Source organism: Sphaerochaeta pleomorpha str. Grapes, assembly GCF_000236685.1.
Classification (GTDB): Bacteria; Spirochaetota; Spirochaetia; order Sphaerochaetales; family Sphaerochaetaceae; genus Sphaerochaeta; species Sphaerochaeta pleomorpha.
In genome coordinates, this window is sequence record NC_016633.1 from 3,374,960 (window position 1) to 3,401,293 (window position 26,334).

Annotated in this window: 25 protein-coding genes; 6 read left to right on the top strand and 19 right to left on the bottom strand. The window is 46.2% G+C overall.

What is annotated here, in order from left to right:
- Nucleotides 1–91: 91 nt before the first annotated feature.
- Both pdxT and pdxS read right to left on the bottom strand, forming a co-directional pair.
- Nucleotides 92–667, bottom strand: coding sequence for a pyridoxal 5'-phosphate synthase glutaminase subunit PdxT (gene pdxT, locus SPIGRAPES_RS15410; RefSeq protein WP_014271685.1), 576 nt, complete (start codon nucleotides 665–667; stop codon nucleotides 92–94).
- Nucleotides 664–1,536: a pyridoxal 5'-phosphate synthase lyase subunit PdxS gene (pdxS, locus tag SPIGRAPES_RS15415; protein WP_014271686.1), complete on the bottom strand. Its 873-nt coding sequence runs from the start codon at nucleotides 1,534–1,536 to the stop codon at nucleotides 664–666. Before pdxS ends, pdxT begins: the two co-directional genes overlap by 4 nt.
- 122 nt (nucleotides 1,537–1,658) lie before the next feature.
- Between pdxS and pdxR the strand changes: the two genes are divergently transcribed.
- Entirely contained in the window at nucleotides 1,659–3,056 is a 1,398-nt protein-coding gene (gene pdxR / locus SPIGRAPES_RS15420) for a MocR-like pyridoxine biosynthesis transcription factor PdxR (protein WP_014271687.1), read from the top strand.
- A 54-nt stretch (nucleotides 3,057–3,110) separates the two neighbouring features.
- Here pdxR and SPIGRAPES_RS15425 read toward each other — a convergent pair whose 3' ends face one another.
- The 3 genes from SPIGRAPES_RS15425 to SPIGRAPES_RS15440 form a co-directional block, all read right to left on the bottom strand.
- Entirely contained in the window at nucleotides 3,111–4,232 is a 1,122-nt protein-coding gene (locus tag SPIGRAPES_RS15425) for a CdaR family transcriptional regulator (RefSeq protein ID WP_014271688.1), read from the bottom strand.
- A 347-nt stretch (nucleotides 4,233–4,579) separates the two neighbouring features.
- Nucleotides 4,580–4,888, bottom strand: coding sequence for a hypothetical protein (locus tag SPIGRAPES_RS17280; RefSeq protein WP_014271690.1), 309 nt, complete (start codon nucleotides 4,886–4,888; stop codon nucleotides 4,580–4,582).
- 130 nt (nucleotides 4,889–5,018) lie between these two features.
- Nucleotides 5,019–5,219 carry a YjzC family protein gene (locus SPIGRAPES_RS15440; protein ID WP_014271691.1) on the bottom strand — a complete coding sequence of 67 codons (201 nt, stop codon included), beginning with the start codon at nucleotides 5,217–5,219 and terminating at the stop codon, nucleotides 5,019–5,021.
- Between the two features lie 471 nt (nucleotides 5,220–5,690).
- On the opposite strand from SPIGRAPES_RS15440, the gene SPIGRAPES_RS15450 reads away from it, so the two are divergent.
- The 3 genes from SPIGRAPES_RS15450 to SPIGRAPES_RS15460 all read left to right on the top strand — a co-directional run bounded on the left by SPIGRAPES_RS15450 (nucleotide 5,691) and on the right by SPIGRAPES_RS15460 (nucleotide 7,839).
- Nucleotides 5,691–6,461 (top strand): PHP domain-containing protein, encoded by a 771-nt coding sequence (locus SPIGRAPES_RS15450; protein ID WP_014271693.1) that lies wholly within the window; start codon nucleotides 5,691–5,693, stop codon nucleotides 6,459–6,461.
- A 311-nt stretch (nucleotides 6,462–6,772) separates the two neighbouring features.
- Complete coding sequence (locus tag SPIGRAPES_RS15455; RefSeq protein ID WP_014271694.1) at nucleotides 6,773–7,183, top strand: VOC family protein; 411 nt, start codon at nucleotides 6,773–6,775, stop codon at nucleotides 7,181–7,183.
- A gap of 236 nt (nucleotides 7,184–7,419) precedes the next feature.
- On the top strand, nucleotides 7,420–7,839 hold the full coding sequence (locus tag SPIGRAPES_RS15460) for a YjdF family protein (protein WP_014271695.1): 420 nt from the start codon (nucleotides 7,420–7,422) through the stop codon (nucleotides 7,837–7,839).
- Nucleotides 7,840–8,047: 208 nt separating this feature from the next.
- On the opposite strand, the gene SPIGRAPES_RS15465 is transcribed toward SPIGRAPES_RS15460, so the two are convergent.
- The 10 genes from SPIGRAPES_RS15465 to SPIGRAPES_RS15510 all read right to left on the bottom strand — a co-directional run bounded on the left by SPIGRAPES_RS15465 (nucleotide 8,048) and on the right by SPIGRAPES_RS15510 (nucleotide 18,271).
- Nucleotides 8,048–9,109, bottom strand: a complete 1,062-nt coding sequence (locus SPIGRAPES_RS15465; RefSeq protein WP_014271696.1) for an aspartate aminotransferase family protein — start codon at nucleotides 9,107–9,109, stop codon at nucleotides 8,048–8,050.
- A 1-nt stretch (nucleotide 9,110) separates the two neighbouring features.
- The gene (locus SPIGRAPES_RS15470) at nucleotides 9,111–10,187 is read right to left on the bottom strand and encodes a M42 family metallopeptidase (protein WP_014271697.1); all 1,077 of its coding nucleotides are present in this window, start codon (nucleotides 10,185–10,187) and stop codon (nucleotides 9,111–9,113) included.
- Nucleotides 10,187–10,948, bottom strand: coding sequence for a creatininase family protein (locus tag SPIGRAPES_RS15475; protein ID WP_014271698.1), 762 nt, complete (start codon nucleotides 10,946–10,948; stop codon nucleotides 10,187–10,189). Before SPIGRAPES_RS15475 ends, SPIGRAPES_RS15470 begins: the two co-directional genes overlap by 1 nt.
- Nucleotides 10,949–11,036: 88 nt before the next feature.
- Nucleotides 11,037–12,566, bottom strand: a complete 1,530-nt coding sequence (locus SPIGRAPES_RS15480) for an ABC transporter substrate-binding protein (RefSeq protein ID WP_014271699.1) — start codon at nucleotides 12,564–12,566, stop codon at nucleotides 11,037–11,039.
- Nucleotides 12,567–12,610: 44 nt separating this feature from the next.
- Entirely contained in the window at nucleotides 12,611–13,576 is a 966-nt protein-coding gene (locus SPIGRAPES_RS15485) for an ABC transporter ATP-binding protein (RefSeq protein WP_014271700.1), read from the bottom strand.
- Nucleotides 13,569–14,558, bottom strand: a complete 990-nt coding sequence (locus SPIGRAPES_RS15490; protein WP_014271701.1) for an ABC transporter ATP-binding protein — start codon at nucleotides 14,556–14,558, stop codon at nucleotides 13,569–13,571. Before SPIGRAPES_RS15490 ends, SPIGRAPES_RS15485 begins: the two co-directional genes overlap by 8 nt.
- An 8-nt stretch (nucleotides 14,559–14,566) precedes the next feature.
- A complete protein-coding gene (locus tag SPIGRAPES_RS15495; protein WP_014271702.1) occupies nucleotides 14,567–15,460 on the bottom strand; it encodes an ABC transporter permease in 894 nt (297 codons plus the stop codon).
- On the bottom strand, nucleotides 15,457–16,431 hold the full coding sequence (locus SPIGRAPES_RS15500; protein ID WP_014271703.1) for an ABC transporter permease: 975 nt from the start codon (nucleotides 16,429–16,431) through the stop codon (nucleotides 15,457–15,459). The genes SPIGRAPES_RS15495 and SPIGRAPES_RS15500 overlap by 4 nt, the downstream gene beginning before the upstream one ends.
- Nucleotides 16,432–16,556: 125 nt before the next feature.
- Nucleotides 16,557–17,405, bottom strand: a complete 849-nt coding sequence (locus SPIGRAPES_RS15505; protein ID WP_014271704.1) for a M55 family metallopeptidase — start codon at nucleotides 17,403–17,405, stop codon at nucleotides 16,557–16,559.
- Nucleotides 17,402–18,271, bottom strand: a complete 870-nt coding sequence (locus tag SPIGRAPES_RS15510) for a MurR/RpiR family transcriptional regulator (protein WP_014271705.1) — start codon at nucleotides 18,269–18,271, stop codon at nucleotides 17,402–17,404. The genes SPIGRAPES_RS15505 and SPIGRAPES_RS15510 overlap by 4 nt, the downstream gene beginning before the upstream one ends.
- Before the next feature lie 423 nt (nucleotides 18,272–18,694).
- On the opposite strand from SPIGRAPES_RS15510, the gene SPIGRAPES_RS15515 reads away from it, so the two are divergent.
- A complete protein-coding gene (locus SPIGRAPES_RS15515) occupies nucleotides 18,695–19,423 on the top strand; it encodes a metallophosphoesterase family protein (RefSeq protein WP_014271706.1) in 729 nt (242 codons plus the stop codon).
- A 45-nt stretch (nucleotides 19,424–19,468) separates the two neighbouring features.
- Here the strand turns inward: SPIGRAPES_RS15515 and SPIGRAPES_RS15520 are convergent, their stop codons facing one another.
- The 4 genes from SPIGRAPES_RS15520 to SPIGRAPES_RS15535 all read right to left on the bottom strand — a co-directional run bounded on the left by SPIGRAPES_RS15520 (nucleotide 19,469) and on the right by SPIGRAPES_RS15535 (nucleotide 25,417).
- Nucleotides 19,469–21,850, bottom strand: coding sequence for an FAD-dependent oxidoreductase (locus SPIGRAPES_RS15520; RefSeq protein ID WP_014271707.1), 2,382 nt, complete (start codon nucleotides 21,848–21,850; stop codon nucleotides 19,469–19,471).
- A gap of 10 nt (nucleotides 21,851–21,860) precedes the next feature.
- Nucleotides 21,861–24,218 carry a xanthine dehydrogenase family protein molybdopterin-binding subunit gene (locus SPIGRAPES_RS15525; RefSeq protein WP_014271708.1) on the bottom strand — a complete coding sequence of 786 codons (2,358 nt, stop codon included), beginning with the start codon at nucleotides 24,216–24,218 and terminating at the stop codon, nucleotides 21,861–21,863.
- Complete coding sequence (locus SPIGRAPES_RS15530; protein ID WP_014271709.1) at nucleotides 24,215–24,763, bottom strand: (2Fe-2S)-binding protein; 549 nt, start codon at nucleotides 24,761–24,763, stop codon at nucleotides 24,215–24,217. Before SPIGRAPES_RS15530 ends, SPIGRAPES_RS15525 begins: the two co-directional genes overlap by 4 nt.
- 279 nt (nucleotides 24,764–25,042) lie before the next feature.
- Nucleotides 25,043–25,417: a PEGA domain-containing protein gene (locus SPIGRAPES_RS15535; RefSeq protein ID WP_014271710.1), complete on the bottom strand. Its 375-nt coding sequence runs from the start codon at nucleotides 25,415–25,417 to the stop codon at nucleotides 25,043–25,045.
- 554 nt (nucleotides 25,418–25,971) lie between these two features.
- On the opposite strand from SPIGRAPES_RS15535, the gene SPIGRAPES_RS15540 reads away from it, so the two are divergent.
- Nucleotides 25,972–26,247: a TM2 domain-containing protein gene (locus SPIGRAPES_RS15540; RefSeq protein WP_014271711.1), complete on the top strand. Its 276-nt coding sequence runs from the start codon at nucleotides 25,972–25,974 to the stop codon at nucleotides 26,245–26,247.
- Nucleotides 26,248–26,334: the final 87 nt, after the last annotated feature.

Consider the following 26,334-nt stretch of genomic DNA (forward strand, 5'->3'; position numbering starts at 1 on the left):
GTGGAAAATATCCATCTGCCTTTTTTGGTTTGTCCGGCATGGTCATGCTTTATGCTGAACATAGGTGTACTGCCAGCTGCTCCCCGCTGGTTTAAACGGAATGACAATCAAGCTTCTTAAGAAAGTAGGAGAGAAATCTGCAATCGGCAGTCAATTCCGGGTGGAAGGCAGTTACCAGAATGTTTTTCCATTCGGCAGCAACGGCCTGGCCTTTTACTGTGGCGAGGACAATGACACCTTCAGAGGTTTTCGAGATGACCGGTGCGCGGATGAAGGTCATCGGTATTTCACCTATATCCGCAAAAAATCCTATAGTCTGGAAGCTACCCAGCTGTCTGCCGAAGGCATTTCTTTTCACTCTGATCGGTATACTTCCAAAATAGACTTCATCCTCATTCTCAATGCCCCCAGAAAGCAAGATCATTCCGGCACAGGTTCCGAATACAGGCAGACCGCTATCGATCAAGTGCTTTATTGGATAAAAAAGTCCGGTCTCATGAAGCAGTTTCCCGATGACGGTACTCTCTCCTCCTGGAAGGATCAAAGCATCGATACCGTTGTCCAGGTCGCTCATCTTCCTAATAAGGAAATTCTCGACACCCAACTTGCCCAGAGCTGCAACATGTTCTGCAAATCCCCCTTGCAGTGCAAGGACACCGATTTTCATAGGCCCCGTTCCGCCATCAATACTTTGATTTCCTGTTCATTGATTCCGACCATTGCCTCTCCCAAACCTTGAGAAAGAGAAGCAAGGATATCGGGATCGTTATAGTTTGTGACGGCTTGAACGATAGCACGCGCACGTTTGGCTGGATCCCCGGATTTAAAAATCCCCGAACCGACGAAAACGCCTTCCGCATGTAATTGCATCATCAATGCGGCATCTGCAGGGGTCGCGATCCCCCCGGCGGCAAAATTCACCACAGGAAGTCGGCCCTCACGGGCTACAAAAAGCATCAAATCCTGAGGAACCTGCAATCGTTTCGCCTCCTCATACAACTCATCCTCGCGGATACTGCGCAATTTTCCGATTTGTTGGTTTATCAGTCGCATATGGCGGACTGCCTGGATGATATCCCCCGTACCGGGTTCCCCCTTTGTACGTATCATGGAAGCCCCTTCAAAGATTCGACGAAGGGCTTCTCCGAGGTCCTTGGCCCCGCATACGAACGGAACCTCGAATTTTCTCTTGTCGATATGATATCTATCGTCGGCGGGGGAGAGTACCTCGCTTTCATCTATATAATCGATCTCGAGGGCCTGTAATATCTGAGCCTCCACGAAATGACCGATTCGTACTTTCGCCATGACCGGGATAGTGACGGCTCTCTGGATTCCGTTTATCATCGCAGGGTCGCTCATCCTGGAGACGCCTCCCGCTGAGCGTATATCGGCAGGGATGCGCTCGAGAGCCATCACGGCGCATGCTCCGGCATCTTCGGCGATTTTAGCTTGGTCAGGTGTTGTCACATCCATGATTACACCGCCTTTGAGCATCTGGGCGAGGTTCTTGTTCAGTTCGTATCTGTTTTCCATGGCAAATTCACTCCTTCCTCTATTGATTCGATTGAAATGCAACCCTATCCTAGAAGGGAATCTGATTGTATGAAAAGTCTCAGATATTGAATATTTTATGGTATCAGAATGGAAGTGGACAGATGAATGAAATTACCTTGACCCTCGATAGGGATGACAGACGGACATTGACAGAACAACTGTACGCATTCTTGAAGGCGGAAATCATGCAGGGGAACCTTGCAAAGAACGAAAAGGTTCCCTCGAAGCGAAAGTTATCCTCACATCTGAAGTGCAGCATAAATACAATCCAAGGGGCATACAACCAACTAGTCGACGAAGGGTATCTGGTCGCGAAAGAAAAAAGCGGCTATTTCGTTGCAGAATTGGACGGGATTCTTGATTTGGCCGCGATACCAAAAAAGGTTGTGGAAGATACCCCCCTGTCAAAAGGGTACCGGTACGATTTTTCTTATCATGGTGTCGACTTGGAACAGTTTCCCTTCCGTATATGGCGCAGGATTACCCGGGAGGTGATCAACGAAGATGACAAAGACCTTCTGGTTCTGGGCAATCCCAAAGGACTTTTGCCATTACGTTCGAGTATTGCAAGGTATCTGCATCAATCCAGGGGAGTGGTATGTTCCCCACATCAGATTATTGTCAGTTCCGGAACGGAATTCCTTCTGCAGTTGCTCATTCAGCTGCTCGATCCCTCTACCATCTATGCCATCGAGAATCCCGGGTATGAGAAACTCAATCTCTTGTTCAAGAGAAACCGTGTGAATTTCAAGTCGTTGCCACTGGATGAGCAAGGCCTGCGGCCTGAGAGGCTCGAGCAAGAAATGGTGGATGTAGTGTGTGTAACGCCATCGCACCAATTTCCTACAGGTTGTATCATGCCGGTCAAAAGACGGCTCCAATTACTTGCGTGGGCGAGCGAGCAGGCTGGACGCTATATCGTAGAGGATGATTATGACAGTGAGTTTAGGTACTCTGGCAAGCCGATACCCTCCTTGCAGGGAATGGATCAGGCTGGTCGGGTCATCTACCTGGGAGCATTCTCAAAATCTCTTTCTCCCTCTTTGAGAATCAGCTATATGGTCTTGCCAGAAAAACTGATCGATTCGTTTGATGATACATTGAGTTTTTACAATTGCCCTGTGCCGACGATTGCACAGAAGACGTTGAAAGAATTCATGGACAAAGGTCATTTCGAACGCCATCTCAACCGCATGCGCAATCTGTATGGACAGAAGAGGGAGGCCCTTGTTACGGCAATACAAAGACATCTTCCCTTTGCTGAGATTGAAGGAGCATCAGCGGGGTTGCATGTGACTGTCCGAATCAACAATGGCATGGATGAAAAAGCATTGGTGGCTTCTGCAGAAAGCCAACAGATAAAGGTTTATGGTCTGTCGCGTTATTATTCGGAATGTTTGCAAGGGGGTGACGATGGCAGATTGCTACTTGGATTTGCCACGATGAAAATTGAAAATATGGAGGATGCAGTTGCTTTGCTTGCAAAAGGCTGGTGTTGAGATTTTGAATAGCACACTCTGGGAACCTACTGTACTTCACCTTTGAAATATGGTTTACAGGTTGTTCAATTCGATCATAAAGAGCTCTGCAAGGGAAAAAGGTGCCGCAAACTTGAGTTTCCTTAAATCTAGGCCTGTTCTTGTTTCGATTCGTTTGAGTTTATACTGGAGGGTATTCGGATGGATGTTCAGTATTTCTGCCGCCCGCTTGATCGATCCATCCTCCTCATAGAACACCTTGATGGCATTGATGCTTTCTTCAATTTCTTCCGCTGAGAAATCTTTGAATATTTTGGAGATATAGAGCTGCTTGGCATTCAAGGGAATTTCGTCAAGCACCAGCTCGATGTTGAGCTTGCTGTAGAAACAATATCTCTGTATCCCAAACTGGCTGCAGGAAATCAAGGCTTTTCTTGCTTTTGTATATTGGTCATAGATTTTAAGCATATCAATAAAGCCGTCATCGACCCCGATGTAGAATTTCATGGGATTGTCAGCATATTTATTGATGAGTTTCTCTATGAGTTCGACAATTTTGTCATCTGATCTGTTTGTAATTGCAGCAACCACAAAATTGAGATTCCTGAATGCTACGTTTTCACTGTCCTGTTTTCGTATTTCATGGATAATCTCGCTTTTCAGATTGCTTTCGATGTCGTTCGGTTCCATGCAGAAAAGTATCAGTCTCCTAGGTTTCGTTATATCGATGTTGAATTCCTGGCCTTTTGCCCTGAGGCTGTCAGTAATGACTGTCTGGGGGTTGCAGATCCATTCAATTTCAAACCGTTCCTTATCCTGTTTGAGTTTGAGAATCTTGGAATCCCTGTCTTTTCCCAGGATGAGGATTTCGGTCATCTTTTTGATAATCTGGCCATAGGCCCTGGCTTCCTTGTAGGGCCCTGTAATTCCGACAACTCCAATGATTTGGCCATCAATAACCAAAGGCAGGTTGGTTCCCGCATGGGTTCCGATAAATTGATCGTCAGTTACCGCTACCAGTTCTTCCAGTCTGTTCTCGATTATCTGTTTCGTGGCCTCATGGAAGTCACCGACCCGTTCCCTGTCAGAATTGGCAATGATGATTGCATCGCTTCCCACGATATTCATTTTCAGGTTAATAAGACTAGAGAGTTGATCAACTATTTCTGCAGCATCTTGTTTGGAAATTTGTAGCATATAATAACCTTTCTATGCATATGAGTATACCATGGAATTTTTCGGTATTAATACAGAAAAGGAAGTTTTGTATTTTATATGTACACTGTTCCCGGGAATAAACCAGGTGTCGGCAGGATGTGCCTATATACAAGCGGTAGCCCTTGGTATATATAAATCAAAGAAAAAAAATGTAGTGCTTTATTGCAAATGGGGATTCTATGAATACCGTTAAGACGGGATGAAAATCGAATTCATTTCCTTTGATTCTTTTCTAGGTTCGAAGAGTGCTGTCCTTTTGGCTTGCAAGAAGTTTTTCATATAGAATTAAGATAAGTCAGAAAAACCAGACACAGTAAATTTGCTCGTCAATTATTGATCCTTTTCAAATCAAAAAACCAGAAACCATGGAAAGCCTTTTCCCATAATTCCTGGTCTTTTCTTATGCCCATGATCCAGTGAAAGGTTTTGGAAATCGGTTCATTCATCATGCAAAGGTGTACCGTTGCCGTCTTGAAAACGAGGGCGAGAGCCAAAATATTGTGATTGTTCCCTCCTTTGCCTTTGAGGACCGATTGATTGACACTCCCTTTACCATAGCTCCCAGTCGATTTGCCATAGTCATTATGCTGGAAGGCAAAGACAAGGGGAAGGAATATTATTTTGACGAGCCCCATACATTCGAGGGTAATGCAAGGATTCTTGTCTGTTATGGTGCTAAGCGGTAAGCGATAAGTGTTTACGTATTGCCTTGAGAAATACGACAGTATCTCAAGGCGTGCCAGAGGTTACCAAAAAATCATTAGCTCACAGGTAGGTCACGATTTTCCACCATGCCCCTTTATTACGGGAATGGATAGGAGGAAAGGTGTCCCCTTCATTAAGCACGATGGTCAATTCTTCTATAGTCGGGAACGGAGCATATGTCCCATCTGTGTAATGATCCCAGACATAGCGTGCATGGGAAGGTACTTTCTGTCCTGTTTCATACAATTCTCCAAATGCCATATATTTACACCTCTGGTATGTATTCTACTCATTCAAACAAAAAAACCAATACTTACAGTACAGTAAATGTAAAAAAACCCATAATTGTTTTTACATTTGCTCCACCCATCTCAGTAGGTATCGAATAGGCCTGCCCAAGTGGAGTAATGAAACAAGCAGTGCCTACAAACTATGACATTTAGCATAGTTGTAAATACTATAGGTATTACCTACTCACTACCGGTTCAAAACCCCGAGGGATTTTGCCTATGGGTATCCTTCCCGCCATGGTACGGTTCGTACCTGTGTACAGAGAGCCGGAGAGGAGAATTCTGACATTCGTACAGGTTGTTTCGCCACCACAATGTGTAGATGTACTGGAAAAGGAATTGCATGGAAAAAAGTCATTGTCTATCAGAGTGATTCTCCTTGCCCTTACCCTTGCAAATCCGCTTTTCCCTTACATATAATGAATTGTCGAGGTGAATTTTTATGAAAGGCTTTGCCTATGAAACCCATCTCCACACCAAAGAAGGCAGTGCCTGTTCCTCTTGCCCTGCTTCGACCTATGTCCCTTTATTCAAAAACCTTGGGTATGCTGGCATCATTGTCACTGATCATTTTTTCAACGGGAACTGTACGGTTCCCCACTGGCTCTGCTGGGAAGAAAAAGTCAACCAATTCTTCCTGGGATATGAAAAAGCAAAGAAATTGGGTGATGAGATCGGCCTACAGGTATTTTTTGGCTGGGAATCGACGAATCGTTTTGATGACTATCTTGTCTATGGCCTGGATAAAACATGGTTGCTAGGTCATCCTCAGGTGGTAGACTGGAGTCCTAGTCAGATATTCGAAGCAACCGATGCAGAGGGTGGTTGCGTTGTCCATGCCCATCCGTTTCGAGAACAGTTTTTTATTACTGAAATAAAATTATATCCAGAGTGTATCCATGCTGTAGAGGTAAGCAATGGAGCGAATGAAATTGATTTCGACCGGAGAGCCCTTTCCTATGCCCAGGCTTTTGACTTTCCCATGACCAGTGGATCTGACTTGCACCATGGCCAATATGTAGCAATGCAAAAAAGAGGTGTGGTATTCGAAAAAAAGTGGGAATCAATCCAGGATTATTGTCAGGCGATAAGGGAGCGTAAACCCTATTCGCTGATAACTACCGAAGAGAGATACTTTCCCCTATCCTATAAGACCAGTTCTGTACCCATTACCATGTATGGAAGAAATAATGAGATTCTTTTTCAGGGCTAGCATTGTTTTAATCGTCTTGGTTCAGAAAGTACCCGATTGCAGATGCAGATGCCTGGGTTTAGTAACCAAACAGAGTGTCTTTTGGGAGAATGTTCAATACTGATTACCCAAAGGGCTTTTCTTGGTTCAGGAAGGAGCGGAATTTTCTGGCAGTTTAGCGATATGGTGATACCATAAGCTATGGCAATGGTCGCAGTCCCTTAAATCCTTTCTTTTAGCAGGTCTGAGCTATTGCAGTTACGAAAAAGGACTCAGTACTGCAACGTACTGGAAACAGGGCAACCTGCTAATTCTTCATTTGGAGGTGTTCAATGGCACTGAGTGAATATGTATTGGCTTTGCAGCATATCGGGATCCCTTCTTCAAACCTGGATCGGAGCAGCGATTTCTTTCTTTCCTTGGGTTTTTCGGTTGTGCAACGGGAAAAACTTCCCGATTCACAGAAAAGGGTTGTATTTATGCAATGCAGTAATGTGGTCTTGGAAATCTGGGAAGAGAGTAGCATGCAGAGTCCTCGCTCAGTCGGCGCCATAGACCACATCGCCTTGGATGTTTCAGACATTGAGGCAGCCTACGATGAAGCATTGGAAATGGATCTGTCCTTTGTAGACCAAGGAATCCAGTTCCTTCCGTTCGGAAAATCCGGGGTGCGATATTTCTCGGTCTTTGGACCCGATAATGTAATAGTCGAGTATAACCAGAAGCTACTTCCAAACGACTGATTGGTCATTATGCCCCCTGCCTCTTTTGAAAACCCTGCATAATACCCTTTTGGTAGGATACAGGGTCGTTCGAATGAGTATATTGTTTCTTGACCAATTTCTATCCCTTGTATACAGTAATCTAGTCGAAATAAAAACACAGTTCCGGTTGGTAGTCCGGACGCAGTAACTTGTAAGTAACCTGCCTCCTCGGTTGTCCGTTTTCGACCTTTGGATTTTTACAGGAGGCCATGAAAATGGAAAAGGTTGAAGGCAGTTGTACTGTCTATTTTGATGACCCCTTTTGGGTAGGGGTGTTTGAGCGTACCTATAGAGGTACGTATCAGGTTGCGCGGGTGGTGTTCGGATCAGAACCAAGTTCCCAGGAATTTCTTGACTTTCTCACTTTCCACTATGATCGAGTAATCTTCAGCATACCAGTCAAGACTGGTATTTCTTCAAATCATAAGAAGATTGGAGCGAAGCGATCGATGCGTAATGCGAAAAAGGAAGCAAGTACCGCAATAGGGACAGCAAGCCAGATTGCTTTGCAGAGACAACGGGAATTGATGGCAAAAGAGCGTAAGCAAATCAGAAAACAGAATAGAGAGACGAGGGGAGAAAGGCTCTATCTGCTTCACAAGGAAAAGAAAAAACAGGCAAAAAAAGGGAGATGAGCCTATCTATAAGGCCTTTTGATGCGATAGGCTGGAAAAATGTAGTACAGAAATGGACGCATTTTCCTTTGGTATATATCAGTTACCCGATGTATATGGGGATGCAATAGAAAGAGGGAAGAACTATCTGCGTCTTTCCCCTATTCTGAATTGTTCAGTTTTTAATTTTCGTCCCTTGTTCATCCCTGAAATATCTGTATAAGTTTTCTTAGGTTAACTGTGACAGGCTTTTCCCCAGATATTCCATGTCAGTTACCCCATATCTCTGGTCAATCTGGACACTTACGATATGGTCATAGATATAGAGGGAGTGGGGGAAGGCTTCCAGGTTTTTTAACTGAGGGGGCAAGGGCCAGTAGACGGTGCTCTTGATTCCCATCTCCTCAAGCTGTCTCTGTGCCCTCTCTCTGTCTTCGCTATAAAAGCAAAAATGGCTGGGGCAACTGTTTTCTCCCAGGACAGGGAATACGGCCCTGCATTGCTTCGATTCCTTGAGCGTATCGAGAACAGTCTGGTAATTCCTTCTTCTTATGGCAACAAGGCCTTCTGCATTGAAATGGTTCAGTATTTCTGCCGAACGTTCATCGCTTCCTTGTTTGGCAAAGCTTTGCCTTAACTGCATTTCTGTTTTCCAGAACACCTCGTAGGCTTTCTGGTCATAGCAGCTGTCTTTCGTCAACAAGGCTTTTGCACGGAACGCCATCGCTTCATATCGTCCCTTCAGATGGTCCTGATCAGGTGGGTCTATAGGGATTTCGAATTTTCCTTCCCTTTTGATAGCGACGCCGCCACAGGCGATTCCCATCCATTTTCGGATGCTTCCCGCATAGAAATCGGCTTCAGGGCAATATCCGTCAAGGGAGAAGGGACTGTGGGTAATATCCTGAAGGATTGTAATTCCCATTTGCCTACATTTCTGTAGGATAGACCGTGAATAGGAACTGAACCCGTAGTATGCACTCAAACCCAGTACAGAAACCCCCTGCAAATCAGTATCTTTGAATAAAGGAGTCAAAAGGTATTCGTCAACGTCATAGAAACGGAGGGAATAGCCCGCCTTTTCATAGCTCGCCAAAACGGTTTCGCATGTATAGGCGGGTACATAGGCAATTTTTTTCGTATCGAGGGTACGAATTTCACAGAGACAGGCATACAAGGCGCAACGACCAGACATATAGAACCGTACATCATCACCTTTATTTTCCAGAAACGTATTGCTTCCTTTAGAAATCCTCTCCATGCAAAACATACCACCGATACGACTTGTCATCCTAGAAACCCCTGATTACCGATTCGTTCAGCCTTTTGATAATCTCGATGGCAAGCTTGATCCCATTTTCAATATCACAATAAGAACTGATCCCGTAATGAGTGTGAGCATAACGCACCGGAACTCCAATAACAATACAGGGAATACCATCATTGGAAAGATGAATGGGAGCACCATCTGTTGATCCTGCACTCCTTACTGCTTCCTGTACGGGAATGCCATATTCTCTCGCCAAATCCAGGGCAAAGCGCTGGAAACGGGGGTTGGTAATCATCCTTGAGTCGATATGCCGGAGCATCGGGCCTTTCTTTAAACACGTCTGGGCCTGGTAGGCAGGCACTACCGTATCATCAGCGGGACATCCCTCGAATACGATGGCAATGTCAGCCTTGATCGTATTGGCACTGACTATGGAACCGCGGGTACCTACTTCTTCCTGGCTGGAAAAGTCTCCCACCAGATTTACCGCAAGCTTTTGGCCTTCCAGCTCTTCCAGGGTAGAGAGGACAGAGGAGCAACCGACTCGGCAGTCAAAGGCTTTTCCCATCAGGATATCGTGTTTTTCATTATAGGTGCACATCGCTTCAGGCACAACCGGAGCTGCGATACCTACTTTGTAGTCGTTGATAACTTCCTCTGCGCTGACTGCCCCGATGTCTATTACCAGACTGGCAATTTCAAGCGGGGCTTTCTTTTCTGCTTCACTCATGAAGTGTGGGGGTTTACTGGCTACCAGCCCGGGGATATACACCCCTTCTTGGTTTTTGACCCGTACCAGATGGGCAGGAATGTTGGTGGGGATCCAGCCCCCGATGGTAATGAACTCCAGCATACCGTCAGGGCGGATAGCCTTTACCATAAAGCCAACCTCATCCGTATGGGCATTGAGTTGTACCACCGGTTGCCCTTCGATGTTTTCTTTGCGCCAGAGGTACAGGTTGCGCATTCTGTCTTCCGTAAAAGTACCAAAATCTTTGCCTTCCTCACGGATAACAGAGAGAACCTCATCCTCAAAACCGCTGATGCCATTTGCATCGCTGATTCTCATTATTCTTTCGATCGTTTTTGTTTTGTCCATTAGAGCACTACCTTCTCGAATTCTTCAATAAATGAAACTATATAGTCGGCCATAGCCTGTAACATTTCAGTACCCCATGCCTCAGTGGCATATTTTGGATGATCGCTTCCGATCCATCCATTAGTGGTGACGTGGTTGGTCAAACGGGGAATCGTCAAGGTGACTTCCTTGTATTTGACTGTGTTAAATCCTGAGGCTTTGATAGTGGCGCTCACGTCTTTCAGTTCAAGAGGAAGCTCGATTTGGCTTGTATCGACCAGAGAAGGGTCGATTGCCATAATTGCGGCAGTTTCCTCTCCGCCTCCATGTCCACCTTTCCAGAGAGGGTTCATCTCCCAGACGTTCTGCCACCAGTTAAGTAGGGCCATCATGCAGCCCTCGCTGTCCAATTCATATCCAATTCGTTCCAGAGCCTTGATATTTCCCCCGTGGCCGTTGACCACAAGGAATTTTCTGGCTCCATGACGTCTCAAATTCAGTACAATTTGCTTTACCAGCTGGTAGAGCAGGTCATTTCCCAGATTAATCGTCCCTGGGAAGGGCCACAGACTTTCACAGGCCCCATAGGGAATGGTTGGAGCGATCAGGATACGATCGGTCTGCTGTTCCACCAAAGAAAGGATCTTATCGGGAATCATGGTGTCGGTACCAAGAGGCATATGCCTCCCATGGCATTCGATGCTGCCGATAGGGATTATTACCATATCGGACTTCGTAAAGTATTCTTCGGCTTTTGGCCAGGTCATTTCTGCAAGATACACATTTCACTCCTTCTGAAGGCAAAGAGCCGGATAACTCCAGCTCTTTGCCCAAGAAATGCCAGAATCGTAGGATTTCGCAACCAATTGGTTATTTGGTTACGGAAATGCCCTCAAGCCTATGATAGCCAATTGGATCCAGTACAAAGTCCTGGACCTTGTTACTGGCACCGGCTGTGATGGCAGTGTAGATAATCGGAGCATTGTTCGCAACTTCCTTCAACCTAAGGGCAAGATCTTTGTATGCTGCGTCACGAACTTTGGTGTCTGCACTGGTGCGACCAAGTTCGACAAGGCGGTCTACTTCAGAATCATTGATAAAGGATCTGTTTCCTGGGGCACCCTGCTGTGAGCTGTGTTCCAGGGAATAATAGGTGTAGTCGCCATCTTTGGTAGATGTTACCCAGCCAAAATAACCCATGTCATGCTCGCCTGCGGTTGAACGGCTGATAAAAGTACCGAATTCCATTACTTCGACCTTACAGGTAATTCCGATTTCACGGAGCATTTCCTGGATAGCCTGGCACATTTCTACACGACTCTGGTTGTTATTGACCCAGAGGGTGCAGGAGAACCCGTTGGGATAACCAGCCTGGGCAAGGAGTTCCTTTGCCTTGGTCGGATTATATTCCCAGACACCTGTTGAATAGTAGCCATAGACAGCAGGTGCAATGATTTCATCTGCAGCTGCACCGGTTCCATTGTTTACTGTGTCAACGAGAAGCTGGCGGTCGATAGCCATGTTGATTGCCTGACGGACCAACTGATTGTCAAAGGGAGCTTTCTTCATGTTAAAGGAAATGTAGAAACAGGTAAGGGAAGGAGCCTCAAAAAGGGTAAGGTTCTTGTTAGCCTCAACGCGTTTCATGTCAGAAACCAAAATATCGTAGGAAAGGTCGATCTCGCCAGTTTCGAGGGCGATAGTACGCTGGGCAGCTTCGGGAATGACCTTCATGACCAGATACTTGGTTTTCGGGGCACCCTTGAAATAGCTGTCGAAGGCTTCAAGCTTTACATTATCACTCTGTGCCCAGGACACAAACTTGTAAGGGCCACTTCCGACTGGTTTCATCTTCAGTGCATCGGGATTGGCACTGACATAGTCTTTAGGGACAATTGCTGCAAAGGGAACGGCAAGGTTGCGGAGCGTTGGTCCATAGGGGGCCTTCGTGGTAACAACTACCGTATAATCGTCCTCAACGACAACCTCTTTGATGAAGTCGACAATGTAGGAAACAGAAGCACTGGCGATGGCACGGTCGAGAGAGAATTTTACGTCATCGGCCTTCAGTTCTTCGCCATTGTGGAACGTAAGTCCCTTGCGGATGAAGAAGCGATAGGAAACAGGGGAGAGTTGTTCCCATCTCTCAGCAATCTGGGGAACTACCTCACCGGTTACCGGGTCGGTATCGACAAGCGTGTCGTAAATGTGGTTGGTGACTGCTACAGCCGGGGTTTCTTTACCAACATGAGGGTCAAAGGAAGTGACATCAGCACCTTGGCCAAAGACAATGGTGTCTTTGTAGCCTGTTGTGGCTGCAGAAGATCCTTCTTTGGCACCACCGGCAAAAAGCACAGTACCACAGAGCAGCGCGAGAAGTACAGTCAGAATCTTTTTCATTTCTTTCTCCTATTTCGAAGTCCCCTTACTGGGGAACAAACGAGCTATACCAAGTTACACGCGACGAAATGACCGCTTTCAACTTCTTTGAAAGGAATGTCACCCTTTCTACAGGCCTCGGAAACATACGGGCAACGTTTTGCAAACCTACATCCCGGACCAGGGTCTATCGGGCTTGTCAGTTCCCCCTGCAACAAGACACGGTTGGTCTCATAATCTGGATCTGGAACAGGAATTGCCGAAAGCAACGCCTGGGTGTAGGGGTGCAAGCTGTTGGCGAACAATACTTGCGAGGGTGCTTTTTCAACCATCTGTCCCAAGTACATAACCAGAATGTCATTTGACAAATGTTTTACCACCGAGAGATCATGGGTAATAAACAGATACGTCAAACCGAATTCATCCTGAAGGTCCTGCATCAGATTAAGGATCTGGGCTTGTATGGAAACATCCAAGGCGGAAACCGGCTCATCACAGACAACGAACTTCGGATCGAGTGCGAGTACGCGGGCAATGCCGATGCGCTGCCTTCTCCCGCCATCGAGTTCATGGGGATAGCTATTGATGAGACGCGGGGAAAGTCCGACCAATTCCATGAGGTTTGCAACCCTTGCCCGTAGTTCTGCCCCTTGGCGACGGGTAAAAATTTTCTGGATGAGCAGACTTTCACCGATGGTCTCGGCTACAGTCATCCTGGGGTTCAACGAAGCAAAAGGATCTTGGAAAATAATCTGCATGTCTCGCCTAAGCGCTTTCATGTCATTTTTTTCCAGATTGGTGATTTCCTTGCCCTCGAAGAAAACCTTTCCCTCGGTTGGTTCATGCAACCGGAGAATGGTTCTTCCCAGTGTCGATTTTCCGCATCCCGATTCCCCTACGACACCAAGGGTCTCCCCTTTGTTGATCGTAAAAGTGACGTCATCGACGGCATGGAGGGTTCCGTTTGGGGTGTTGAAATATTTTTTCAGGTTCTCGACCCGTACCAATTCAGACTTCTTGTTCTCAGCCATGCTGTACCTCGTCTTTGCAGAGAATGCACCTTACCCAATGTCCTTCGCTTACTTCGTACAGGTTTGGAACATTTTCGTTGCATTCAGCACAGGAAAATTTGCACCGGGGGGAAAACTTACAACCTGGCGGCAAATCGGTAGGGTCAGGCATAAGTCCCTTTATGGGGCTCAATCGTTTTACATTCTTAGTGAGGGATGGAATCGACCCTAGCAAGCCGAGGGTGTAGGGGTGTTTTCCTTCCTTGAAAATATGGTGGAGACTTCCGATTTCCACGATCTCGCCTGCATAGATGATAGCCACACGGTCACAGTTCTGGGCAACTACCCCAAGGTCATGGGTAATCAACAACATTGCCGTATTCAAGCGGGCCTTCAAAGCCCTGATCATATCGAGTACCTGGGCCTGGATGGTAACATCGAGGGCAGTGGTAGGTTCGTCGGCAATCAGTAAGACAGGGTTGCAGGCCAAGGCTATGGCAATGATTACCCTCTGTTTCATGCCCCCTGAAAACTGGTGGGGGTACTCATGGGCACGGTCGGCGGAAATACCAACCATTTCCAGCATCCTGTTTGCCTGCTTGCAAATCTCCGATTTGTCCATTTCCTTGTTGTGGGCTTCGACAACTTCCATAATCTGGTCCCCGACGGACATGACCGGGTTAAGGCTGGTCATGGGATCCTGGAAGATCATGGAAATCGCATTGCCCCGTACATTGCGCATCTGGTTTTCGGTAAATTTCAGTAGGTCATTTCCTTGGAACGTAATCTTCCCGCCTTTGATAACTCCCGGAGGGGAGGGGACTAAGGCAAGGATTCCCCTGGCCAAGGTTGTTTTACCGGCTCCAGTTTCCCCTACGAGTCCCAGGGTTTCCCCTTCTTTCATGCTTAGAGAGACCCCATTGAGTGCCTTGACGATGCCGTCATCGGTCTCATAATGAATTGTCAGGTCTTCTATCTTGATCAATTCTTTTTGGTTACTCATGACAACTCCTAGTTTTTCAATCTTGGGTCAAGTGCGTCTCTCAGGCCGTCTCCCATGACGTTGAGAGCCAAGATGGTAATCATGATTCCCAGTCCTGGAATTACCGTGATATGCCAACCCTCGCGGATATAGGAACGGGCTGAAGAGAGCATCGAACCCCACTCGGGTGTCGGGGGTTGAATTCCCAAGCCCAGGAAGGAAAGCCCCGCGATGGAAAGAATTGCACCGGCAACCCCCAAGGTAGCCTGCACAATCAGTGGGGCCATGGAATTGGGGAGAATATACTTGAAGATGATACGCAAGTCGCTTGCACCCATGGCTCGGGCGGCTTCAATGAACTCCTGGTCCTTTATGGTTAGCACAGAAGCTCTTACCGTACGGGCGAAAGTGGGTACATAGCTGATGGCGATTGCAATCAAGACATTGGTCAGGCTCGTACCCAATGCCGCGACGATCGCTGTAGCGAGTAACATGGAAGGAATAGCCAGCAGAACATCCATAATACGCATGATTACATTATCGGTTACCTTGCCGTAGTATCCTGCGAGTGATCCTAGAAGGCCCCCGACTATAGTAGACAGGGCAATTGCTACTGTTCCCATGAACAGCGAATAGCGTACAGCCCAGAGCATTCGCAAAAAAATATCACGGCCGAACTCATCCAAACCGAAAATATGCTCGGAACTTGGACCTTGGAGCCGCAACCTGAGATTCTGCTTGATAACATGGCTGTTATAGATGGCATTGTCAGTTACCAAGTCAATGACCATGGTGGTAAGCGCTATGGTTACCAGGGCCACAAGTACAAACATGCCTGCCAATGCCAATTTGTTTTTCTTGAACCGTCTCCAGGTTTCGGCACCCAAAGACCTTTGTTTTTTCTTATCTTGCAATACGTTCATGCAGCTACACCCTTTTTCTTTCCAAAGCCTTTGCCGTACTGGGATTTAATCCGTGGGTCAATGAAAGCGTAGAGAATATCAACGCAGAGATTTACGAAGGAGAACATGACTGCCATGAAGATAACAGCCCCCAGAACCATCGGGATATCCTTGCTGGTTATCGACTCGACCATCAAACGCCCCAAGCCAGGCCAGGAAAAGATTGTCTCGGTGAGCATTGCTCCCCCAAGTAGCTGGCCGAATTGCAATCCTACTGCAGTAACAATGGGAATTAGTGCATTCTTGAGCATGTGCCGGTTGGTTACTTGTTTTTCACTGATACCCTTTGCCCTGGCCGTACTAATATAGTCTTGGCGAATTACTTCGAGCATGGAAGACCTTGTCATCCTTACAACAGTTGCGGCAGCCCCTGTCCCGAGGGTAATGGCAGGAAGGACGAGCGAGCGCAGCAAGGGCAGAAAACCTTGGCCCATACCTTGGGAAGGAAGCCACCCCAGTTTTAAGGCAAAAAGGAGGGACAAAAGCAGCCCGAGCCAAAAGTTAGGCATGGAAACCCCGATAAGGGAAAGCACCATCGAAGAGGTGTCCATCACGGTGTATTGCTTTTTTGCCGATAAAATACCGACAGGTATTCCAATAAGCAGGGCAACGAAAATACCCGCAACCGCAAGCATTGCGGTATTGGGGAATTTGTCCCATACCTGGGCTGCCACGCTGATCTGGTTCTTGTAGGATGTGCCGAGGTCACCTTGCAACAAGTTTCCCATGTACTTTGCATAGCGTATGATCAAAGGATCATTGAGCCCCAGCTCAATTCGTTTAAGCGCAAGGGCTTCCGCACTTGCCTGGTCTCCTAGAATGATGGCTGCGGGGTCTCCCGGCGTAAGGGACATGATAAAGAAAACAATGAACGTTACGCCGAGCAACACCGGGATCATCATAAAGAGACGCTTGAGAATGTATTTCCCCATAGTGACTCCAAATTAAAAGCTTAAAAACTATATATATGAAAACCCCTGTATTAGGTGTGCTTTACTAAGAGTATCTCTGTAAAAGAGATGCGTGACATTTTATGATGACATCACGTTGATAGACCTTAGGTGTACTGGGAGAACCGGCCTCCTACGATGGCAATTGTCAGAATCATCCTGAAAACATCGCTATAGTTCTTTGAACGGTAGGCAACCGTCCGGCCTGAAAGCCGTATGATCCCTGGTACTATAGCTACAGCATCGGCAACGACTGTAGTGGTTAAGTCAATTTCAAGTTCATAGGTTCCCTCGAAGTGTTTGACCTCCAAGTCCCTATAGTTGCCAATCGCTTCCCTGGTCTTTTCCCTGAATTTCTTTTCAACATACTCGGGTGAGAACATTTTCCCAGTGAATCGCCCAAGACCTTGTTTTGTGCAAACATAGGGTACCTGGAAAAAATCCTTGAGCTGCTGCTCCAGCACATCATCGCCGCTGATCATTGCTATCGGTACTCCGAATAAACCGGCGAAATAGGCATTGATCTCTACTTCCCCTACGGTTCTGCCATTCAAGCGGGCATTGTAAATGCAGGAAGCGGAATAGGAATGGTCCATCATGCCGTGAAGGGTACCGATCATGGCATGGTAGCCGATGAGAAATACTACATCGAAACTTTCATCCAGGCCTTCCATCATATAGGAATGGCGGGGGTAGCCCTTGATATGGTTGACCCGCTCATCACCAAACGATCCGAAAGAGAGGTTTTCTCCCCTGGAATGGGAATCACAGATACAGATTTCTTCGATTGCAAAGAGCTTGTCTTCTCTTTCCATCCGAAATAATTCATCAATTACCCAAGTCAATTCCTGCTTGAGCAAGGCTGCACATTCCCTGCCCCTTACATTCGGTTCCATCTCATTCCAGGACGAGATCCCTTCGATTCCTTCCATGTCAGTTGAAATATAAATTTTCATATGAACATATCCTTCTGGATTTTAACAAATTGGTACGCAGCCCTTTCATCTTCAACAACCGTTTTCATTCCCGTAAGTAGGTTTTCCTTGCTGTTCAGCAATAACATGTTTATCAAAACCTGTACTATGGCAACCATTCCTACATAGGAATTCGTTAGGAGCAAAGAATTGTTTTCACAACGCACTACGGCGCTAGCAAACGAATAAATCGGGCACAGGGGGGAGTCGGTGAACAAAAATACGTCCGCACCTTTTCCCTTGGCATAGGTTGCTACCTGGATTGCCTCGATGGAATATGGAGGGAGCGTCATGACAAAGAGAATGTCGCCTGGTTTTATCGAGTGCAACCTTGGATTGTAATCTGAGATAGATCCTGTAATGCCGATAATTTCCTTTATCTGCATGCTTACCAGGGCATATTCAAAAATCTGCATAATATTCTTGCTGACACCAAAACCACTGATGAATATTTTCTCGGATTCAAAAACCTTCTGGACCATTTTGGAAAGAGTCTGGACATTGATATCATGGAGTGTCTTGCTCAAGTTGAAGATTTCATTCTCGGCAAGTTTTTCCAGCTGTTTTGTGGCCGGAAGTATATCAAGCTCATTTAAGGCTACCTGGGTGTCCTTATTCAGTTTGTTCTTGACCTCATCCTGGATAGCTTCCCGAAATTCCTTGTACCCCTTGAATTCCATGAATTGGGTGAACCGTACCAAGGATGCATTGCTCACTCCAATTTTTTTACTTAATTCATTTACAGAGGTGAATCCGATCTCATCATAGTTTTCCAGTATATAGACCGCAATCTCATGATACGAAAGAGACATCGAAGCGAGGTTTTTTCTGATCTTGTCTCGAACCATATCATGCTCCTTATACGATAAATGCGTACTGAAAAGGGGAGGAAAAAGAAAAAAGCGTTTAGGGCTTGGGCTCGGCAAAGTAGGTAAGGCGCCCTAAACCGCTTTTCTCGTTGTTTAGGTTATCAATAACTGTAATAATAGTTACCACAACTTAGATTATATTAACAAAATTTACATAGTTTTGCATCATTTATTTTATTTATTTTTAGATATGGAATAAATTGATACAATATAAAGAAAAATCAGAACACCTGTTTTTAATTTTGTCAATAGTAAAAAACTAAGTAAGCGAAAATGCCAACCCTGTACAATGATTTCCTCTGTGGTAATTGCAGAAAAAGATTCCTCTGCTGTTACAATATCCCTGTGCAGGGAATGTGAAAGGGTTATACTCACACTAGATGATAATACGGGGGAGTGTGTATGAAAATAGCTTTTATAAGTGACATTCATGGCAACCTGCAGGCCTTTGAAGCTGTGGTGAAAGACTTTACAAAAGAACACGTCGAGGCAGTCATCTTTTTGGGTGATTTAATTTTCTATGGGCTCTATCCCCGTCAGTGTTATGACTTGCTTGTCTCCTTACATCCGATTTGCTGCATCAAGGGCAATACCGATGCAAACTTGGAAGAGCTTGAAACGTTTGTCCCGGTTTCACCACAAGAGAGGATTCTGTATGAGAATATTCAATTTTGTAACGAGCAACTTTCCCCAGAGGCTAAAGTTACTATAGCCTCCTGGCCTATTGCAAAGAGAATCACCTTGGAGAATGAAGAGATACTAGTCTGCCATGGCAGTCCCTACCATTTCAAAGATCAGTTATCCCTGCAAAGCAGGCAACTCGAAGAATTGGCCGCCAGGATTGAAAAAGAACCGGTTAACCATATTTATTGTGGCCATACGCACATTCCGCAGATCTTTAGCCTGAAAGAGAAACGCATAGTGAATGCAGGGGCCGTAGGGTACTCCTTTGACAGGGACAACAGAGCTTCCTATTGCCTGACAACCATTGAAAAGGGACAGTGGGAAAATATGATAAAAAGGGTGGAATATCCAGTAGACGAGTATGCCAAAGAAGTCTTGGCTATCCCGCGGTTTGGGCATAATCTCTGGTATATCCTGAAGCAAGGGACATTCGAAAAGAAACTATAAAGAATTGGCTTTATGGTTTCCTTTCGAAGACTAAAGGGAAAAAACCTATACCCCCAGGATTGCTTTCCTCGTCAGTTCCTGTGCTATTTGGACTTTATACCGGTTGCAGGCAAGCGGAAAGGCTTCCTTGCCAATGATTTTTCCCGCCATGGCAGCAGTTGCTTCGGTTATCTTTTTGCCGATGAGCATTTTCTCGACTTTCGATGCTCTCACCGGTATTGGTGCAACCGCCCCGAGCACGACCCTGGCTTCGGTTATAACGTCGTCTTTACAGGTGATCACTGCCGCCACACTCACGATAGGAAAGTCAATCGAGTTCCTGATCCTAAATTTTTCAAAGCTTCCCCTGGAGTTTTCCTTTGGCAAGGGGATGAAAATCTCCTGAACGAGTTCATCATCGGCGAGCACCGTTGTTTTCATGAGAGCGGCAGAGAAAAAATCTTCGGCAGGGATATTCCTTTTTGTTGTTTTTATCATTGCTTTAAGGGCTATAAGCGCTGGGGCCAAGTCTGAAGCATTTACTGCGACACAGCTACAGTCGAAGCAACGATGGGCTTCCAGTTCGATTTTTTCCCGGCCAATCGTTTGGTAATCTTCCTTTTTCAGGCTACGATTGGAGACTGCAATTTCTTCAACTGTGATTCTCGGTGAGGTTGTAAAGGCTTCTCTGTTAATCTCTCGGAGTTCGGGTCTCAATATCTGTGCTGTGGGGCTTACCATAGCTTTCTTTTCTTTTAGAAGCGATGCTTCGATGGCATGTGATGCGAGTCTGCCTGCTGCAATGGCTTCTACCGCGGTTGCCGGTCCGCTTACAATATCGCCTCCTGCATAAATTCGTTCTATGCTGGTTTCCATGGTAAGTGGATTGACTTCGATACCATTCCCTTTGGTCGGTTTGAGCGCTTCCAGTCCTTTCAGGTTCTGGTCCTGCCCGATAGCGGCGATTACCCAATCTGCTTTGAAAAGGAATTCACTGCCAGGAATCTCTATCGGTCTTCTCCTTCCTGATGCATCGAGGTCGCCAAGCTGCATCTTGCAACATTGGAGACCTACAAGGGTATTCCCTTCCAAAACTGCTTTTTTAGGGGAAGTGAGAAAGTGTAGCTCGACTCCCTCTCTTTTTGCATCTTCTATTTCCTCGGCTTCCGAGGGCATCTCATTCTGGGTTCTTCTATACAGGAGGGCTACGTGTTTTGCCCCGCATCGAAGCGCGGTACGTGCTGCATCGATTGCGGTATTCCCTCCACCGATGACAGCAACCGTACCTTTCAGGTTTGGAGAACCCGTTCGTTTGACAGCTTCCAGAAAATAGATTCCGCTGAGAACGTTCCTGTGTTGTTCACCTTCGATTCCCAAAGATTTTGGAACCCATGAGCCCACAGCCAGAAATATTGCCTCGAATCCCTCATGCTTGAGACTGTCCAGGGTAAAGTCCTTTCCCAGGACTTGTGATGTGCTTACCCGTATGCCTGTAGAGACGAGAAATTCGATTTGTCTGTCCATTATTTTGCCAGATAGCCTGAATTCTGGAATTCCATAGCGGAGCATTCCCCCTAGCTTAGGCTGTTTTTCAAATATGGTAACGGTAAAGCCTTTTAAGCGAAGGTAATAGGCGCAACTTAGGCCTGCAGGGCCTCCACCGATAACAGCAACACTCCTGCCATTTTCCTGTATACTTTCTTTTTTCCAGGTTTCCTGGTTCTCCAGGATAAAGTCTCCGATATGCCTCTCTATGGACCTGATAGACACTGCACTGTCGATTTCGCCGCGGTTGCATCCCTGCTCGCAGAAATGTGGACAGATCCGGCCTGTAATGGCAGGCATCGGATTCTTTTCCAGGATAATCCGGCTTGCTTCCTCTATCTCCCCTATACGTATTTTTTCCATGTAAAGAGGAATATCGACAGAATCGGGACAAGAGGCACTGCAACCCGGCTTGCCTACGGGCACAGAACCGAAAATGGAATGAAATCGGTTTTCCCCTGTCAGGGCTGGGCATTTCTGCCCACCCTTGCGAAGGCAGTGAAAGGTGTTTTCATAGTTTCTGTAGTACCAGCACCTGGGTTCCTGACAGATATTGCCCCCGACTGTGCCCATATTCCTGATTTGCGGGGAGGCCACCGCATGGGCGGCTTTGGCAAGTAAGGGGAGTTTTTCCCGGACTGTTTTGTCCTTGGCAAGGTCACTGAGTTTTGTCAGGGTGCCCACGGTAATTCCGTTTGCATCGTGTATGATATGGTCCAAGCCCTTGATTGTTTTCAAATCGACAAGGAAAGCTGGATTTTCAGCATGGACTTCGTCTTTGAGGATTCCTAGGATATCGGTTCCCCCAGCTATGGCAACAGCCTTCCCTTTTTCGACATCCAACAGGCTTGTAGCTTCTTCAAGTGATTGTACCGCTATATGTTCGAACGTTTGCATTCCCATGGTTTTCCCCTCAGTCCTTTCCCAGTGCTTTGAGAATTTTTTCCGGTTTGACTGGAATATCGTTCACCCTAACGCCGATGGCATTGTAGATTGCATTCTGGATTGCCCCAGGCGTACACGACACTGTGCCCTCACCAATGCCACAAGCGCCATATTTGCCGGTCCCTTTCCAGACTTCAAGCAAAACAGGATCGATTTCAGGCATATCTGACATGGTAGGGATGGTGTAGTCTATCCAGTTGAAGTTCAAAGGAATGCCTGTTGCCTTGTCATAGATGATTTCCTCGGTCAAAGCTTCGCCCATGCCCATGCATTGGCCTCCGATTTGTTGCGCTTCGGCTCCTGAGGCATACATGACTGTTCCGCAGTCATTGACTACCACCAGTTTCACCACCTCGACTTTTCCTGTCCCGGTGTCGACTTCAACTTCGGCAAAATTTGCAAAAAAGGGAACTCCGGTGAGTTTGACATCCGGTGTGCGACTGCTTGCAACGGTGATAGGGGCATTGTCGCCTTTTCTCAGAAGTTCTTTGATGGTCAGGTCCAAGGAAGGCTGGGAGGTGACCAAGACTTTGCCTTGTTCGAAGAAAATCTCTGTTGAAGGGACCTTGAGAATCTCAGAGGCTACCTCTCCGAGTTTGAGCTTGAGTTCCTTGGCGGTATCGATTAGTACTTCTGATTGCAAAAAGGAAACTGCACTATCAGTCTGTACACAGTCCTTGATTCCATCGTTGGTGTCGACGATACTTGTCCATTGGATGTCTTGCAGGGAGATATTTAGAAACTGCAGGGCTTCAGCACACCCCAGTAGATTACAGGTGTTCGACCCTCCTCCGACTTCGATGGAGGCTGCCTTCAACAAAACTGTGCAGTCGGGATTCAAGGTAAGGGTTACCTGAACCTTCCCCCTGCGTTTTTCCTGCCATTCGGCATGCCAGGAGGGATGGCAGGAGAACCCGACCCCGCGTTTCTTTGTTCCGTTAAAAAGAGGTCCTTTCCCTGGTTTGTGACGTAGGTCCTTCCACCCTATTCTCCGCTTTCCTTCCTCCAACACTACCTGCAGGCTTTTACTGGGAAGTTTTTCCCATTCATGGGCAAAATTCTTGATACAGAGATCTATTGGATCCATATCCAACTTCTCGCTCAGCTCATCGATAAGGTGGGCGAAGATAAGGTTGAACTGTGAATTCCCGACACCCCGCATCATGCATCCGGGGATGACATTGGTATATACCCCATAGGCTTCCATGCGCAAATTGGGAATGTGGGCAAGGACGACTTCTGCAAGTTCTTTGGGTACAAACTTGAGGGCAAACATCGAGAGGTCTGCGTAGGCGCCGACATTGCCTATCGACTTGAAATGCATCGAGGTTATCGTTCCGTCCTTCTTTGCCCCGACCTTACAGGTATACTGGGCAGGTTGTCTGGTGTTGAGGAAACTCTGATGGCGGGTATGGCGGTATTTGACCGGCCTCCCTGTTTTCATCGAGAGTAGGGCGGTTATAAGAAAGAAGGGTTGGTCTCCGGTGTCTCCACGGCCAAACTGACCTCCTACGTACGAGGCGATTGCCCTGATTTTGTGCAGGGGCAAGCCAAGCATCTCACTGATATGCATCCGTAACTGGTCTGCAGCATACGAGTTTGACCAGACTGTCAGATTGTCTTCTTTCCATTGCATGAGGCAGCACCAGTTGTCCATACTTGCCTGGGTCGCATTGTGATGGGTGGAATGTACTTCGATTACTACATCAGCAGTTTTAAAATCGGAATCGACGTTTCCCCTGTCTTCGAACACATCGGGGCCGCCGGTAGGGTCGGGGGCAAGCACGTTGCTACTGGTCAAATCGGGATGGACCAAGGGGGAGTCGATGGCCATCGACTCGATGGGGTCGAGGGCAAAAGGTTTTTTCTCCCATTCGATATCGATGAGTTTCAAGGCTTGTTCTGCAATTTTTTCGCTTTCGGCAGCTACTGCGATGCCCATTTCATCTCCGACCCAGCTTGCTCCTTCGCCAAGGACCCTTCGGTCGCGGAAAGGAAACATCATGCGGTCCCAGGTTACGGTGTCGACGCAGTCGGTCCAACCTGCATTGGTGAGTTTGAGATTGGAGAATTCCGGATCTTTGTAGGTCATGACCGTCACTACTCCGGGAAGTGCTTCTGCTTTTTTGGTGTCAAAGGACACGATCCTTGCATTCGGGTAGGGACTTCTGAGCACTTTTGCATAGAGCAGGTCAGGAAATTTTCGTTTGATAGTCATGTCATCGGCAAACAATGCTTTCCCGCTTGCTTTCTCCCACCCATCGATTTTTGGGCGGTAGGTTCCGATAAATGTATGCGCATCTCTTGGTTTGAAGGGTTCGTTCATAGGGTTTCCCCCCTTTCCCGGATTTTTTCGGCGGCCCTGAATACTGCCTGGGCAATGCCTGCATAGCAGCCACAGCGGCAGATGTTGCCACTGAGGGCATCCTTGATCTCTGCTAGGGTAGGATTTGGATTCTCATTGAGAAAAGCCTTTGCGGTCATGACAAAGCCCGGGGTGCAATAGCCGCATTGCATTGCCGTACCGTAATGGGGTTCCGATTGCTCGGCGAAGGCCTGGATTACCGGGTCGTCCTTGGCAAGTCCTTCGATGGTGATCACCTCATGTCCATCGGCCTCTATGGCGAGCACCATACAGGAAAGTACTGCCTTGCCGTCCATAATCACGGTACAGGCACCACAGGCTCCTTCATCACAAGCCACCTTGAGTCCCGTAAAACCGAGTTTCTCTCGAAGGAGATAGGAAAGGGTCGTAGCATTGTCAAGGTCACCTTCCAAAAGAAAGGTATGATACATTCCATTGATACGAATTCGAAGCTCTCTGCTTGGTTTCTCCACAGTAATCAGAACGTCAGGTTCTCTCTTTGACATGGTGTTCCTTCCTCAATAGCTCTTTGTAAAAGATGCGAGAGAATATGGAATGGAAAAAATGAACCGTTTTCTAAGTGGTAAGTAAAATTTTATAATGTATCTATATAAACCTTTTTAATCTTACGACCGCTTGCAAGGAACTGTCAATAAAATGTTTTCCCATAAAGAATGGCTCCACAGAAAGAATTGCCTATAAAGAATGGTTTATAGGTTTTGTCTTTATTGCTGGCATGCCCTGGGGTTTGTTTGCCGGTCGATACCCTTGAAAAAAGGGACTATCTAGCGTTTTTCAAGGTTTGTCATCACTATCGTTGTATCGAGAACCTTCCAGTCGCCTGTGATAGCATCGATGACAACAGGGTAAAAACCCGAGATGACATCGAGGATTACCCAACCGAGTCCAAGTTCACTGTTGATCAAAAACGATTTGCTCTGGTATCCGGATTTCCGAAATTCCACAGTGTAGGAATTGGAAGAGTCCATGTTCATGGTAAACGGGGTGTCCCCGAAATAGGATCCATTGATATATACCTGTGCTTTAGCAGGGTCCGAGGCAAATGCCACTTCTTGTGTATTCCCTTTCAATAACGTAGCACATCCTGTGAGACTCAAGGCGAGGATGGTAGCTACGAGAATGGTTATAAATCTTTTCATAAATATACTCCATGCAATAATTTGAATCGTACCTGATTACCATAATATGGTAAAGGTTCCAATGGCAATATGCTATGAGTGTGTTACAAGAAAAGATTGGAAAGTGAAGGTAAGATTGGCCTTTACCCTGATAATCCAAGCCAGTGGATTTCTCTATACAAGGCAAACTTGGTAAATTTCGTAGATACTTGGAAACTGTAAAAAAATTACCCAAGACTTTTGATATCTTGGGTGATAGGGGATGCCGAAAGCGGGAATCGAACCCGCACGACTTTGCAGTCAAGGGATTTTAAGTCGTTCTGGGATCATTTTAAAAGATTATAAAATCGCAAAAATACTTTATAAAAGAATAAAATATAAAGAATTACTAAGTTAGCAATTTTGAATTTTTAAAGACTTAAAAAAATGATTCACTTTTGATGTGATCTTGATTACTAAAAAATAATACCAAAACAGTTTATTTTTAACTAATATCGCCAAAAGCGATAAATTTCTTTACATATGCTTTGAGCAAGTTTATTATAACCTAAAGTGTTATATAGGAGGGTTACGATATGAAGTCAAAAGGGACTGCGTATGTCTTATGGTTCTTCCTAGGGTTAATCGGTGTTCATAAGTTTTATCTTGCTAGAACAGGAATGGGCGTTTTGTATCTTCTTACTGCTGGTATTTTTGGTATTGGTTGGTTTTTTGATTTGTTTACGCTTGGCGGACAAGTAGATAGGTATAATGCTCTTTATGGAAGAGGGCAGCAACAATCACAAAGCCAAAATATAATTATCAATATGCCTACTAATGGAAATGAACCAGCAATTGCAAAGACTGAGTAAGGAACCTAATGAACTTTCTTTCAAGCCATAGAATAGCTCTGTGGCTTTTTATTGATATATGAGGAAAATTTTGAAATATGATTGGCA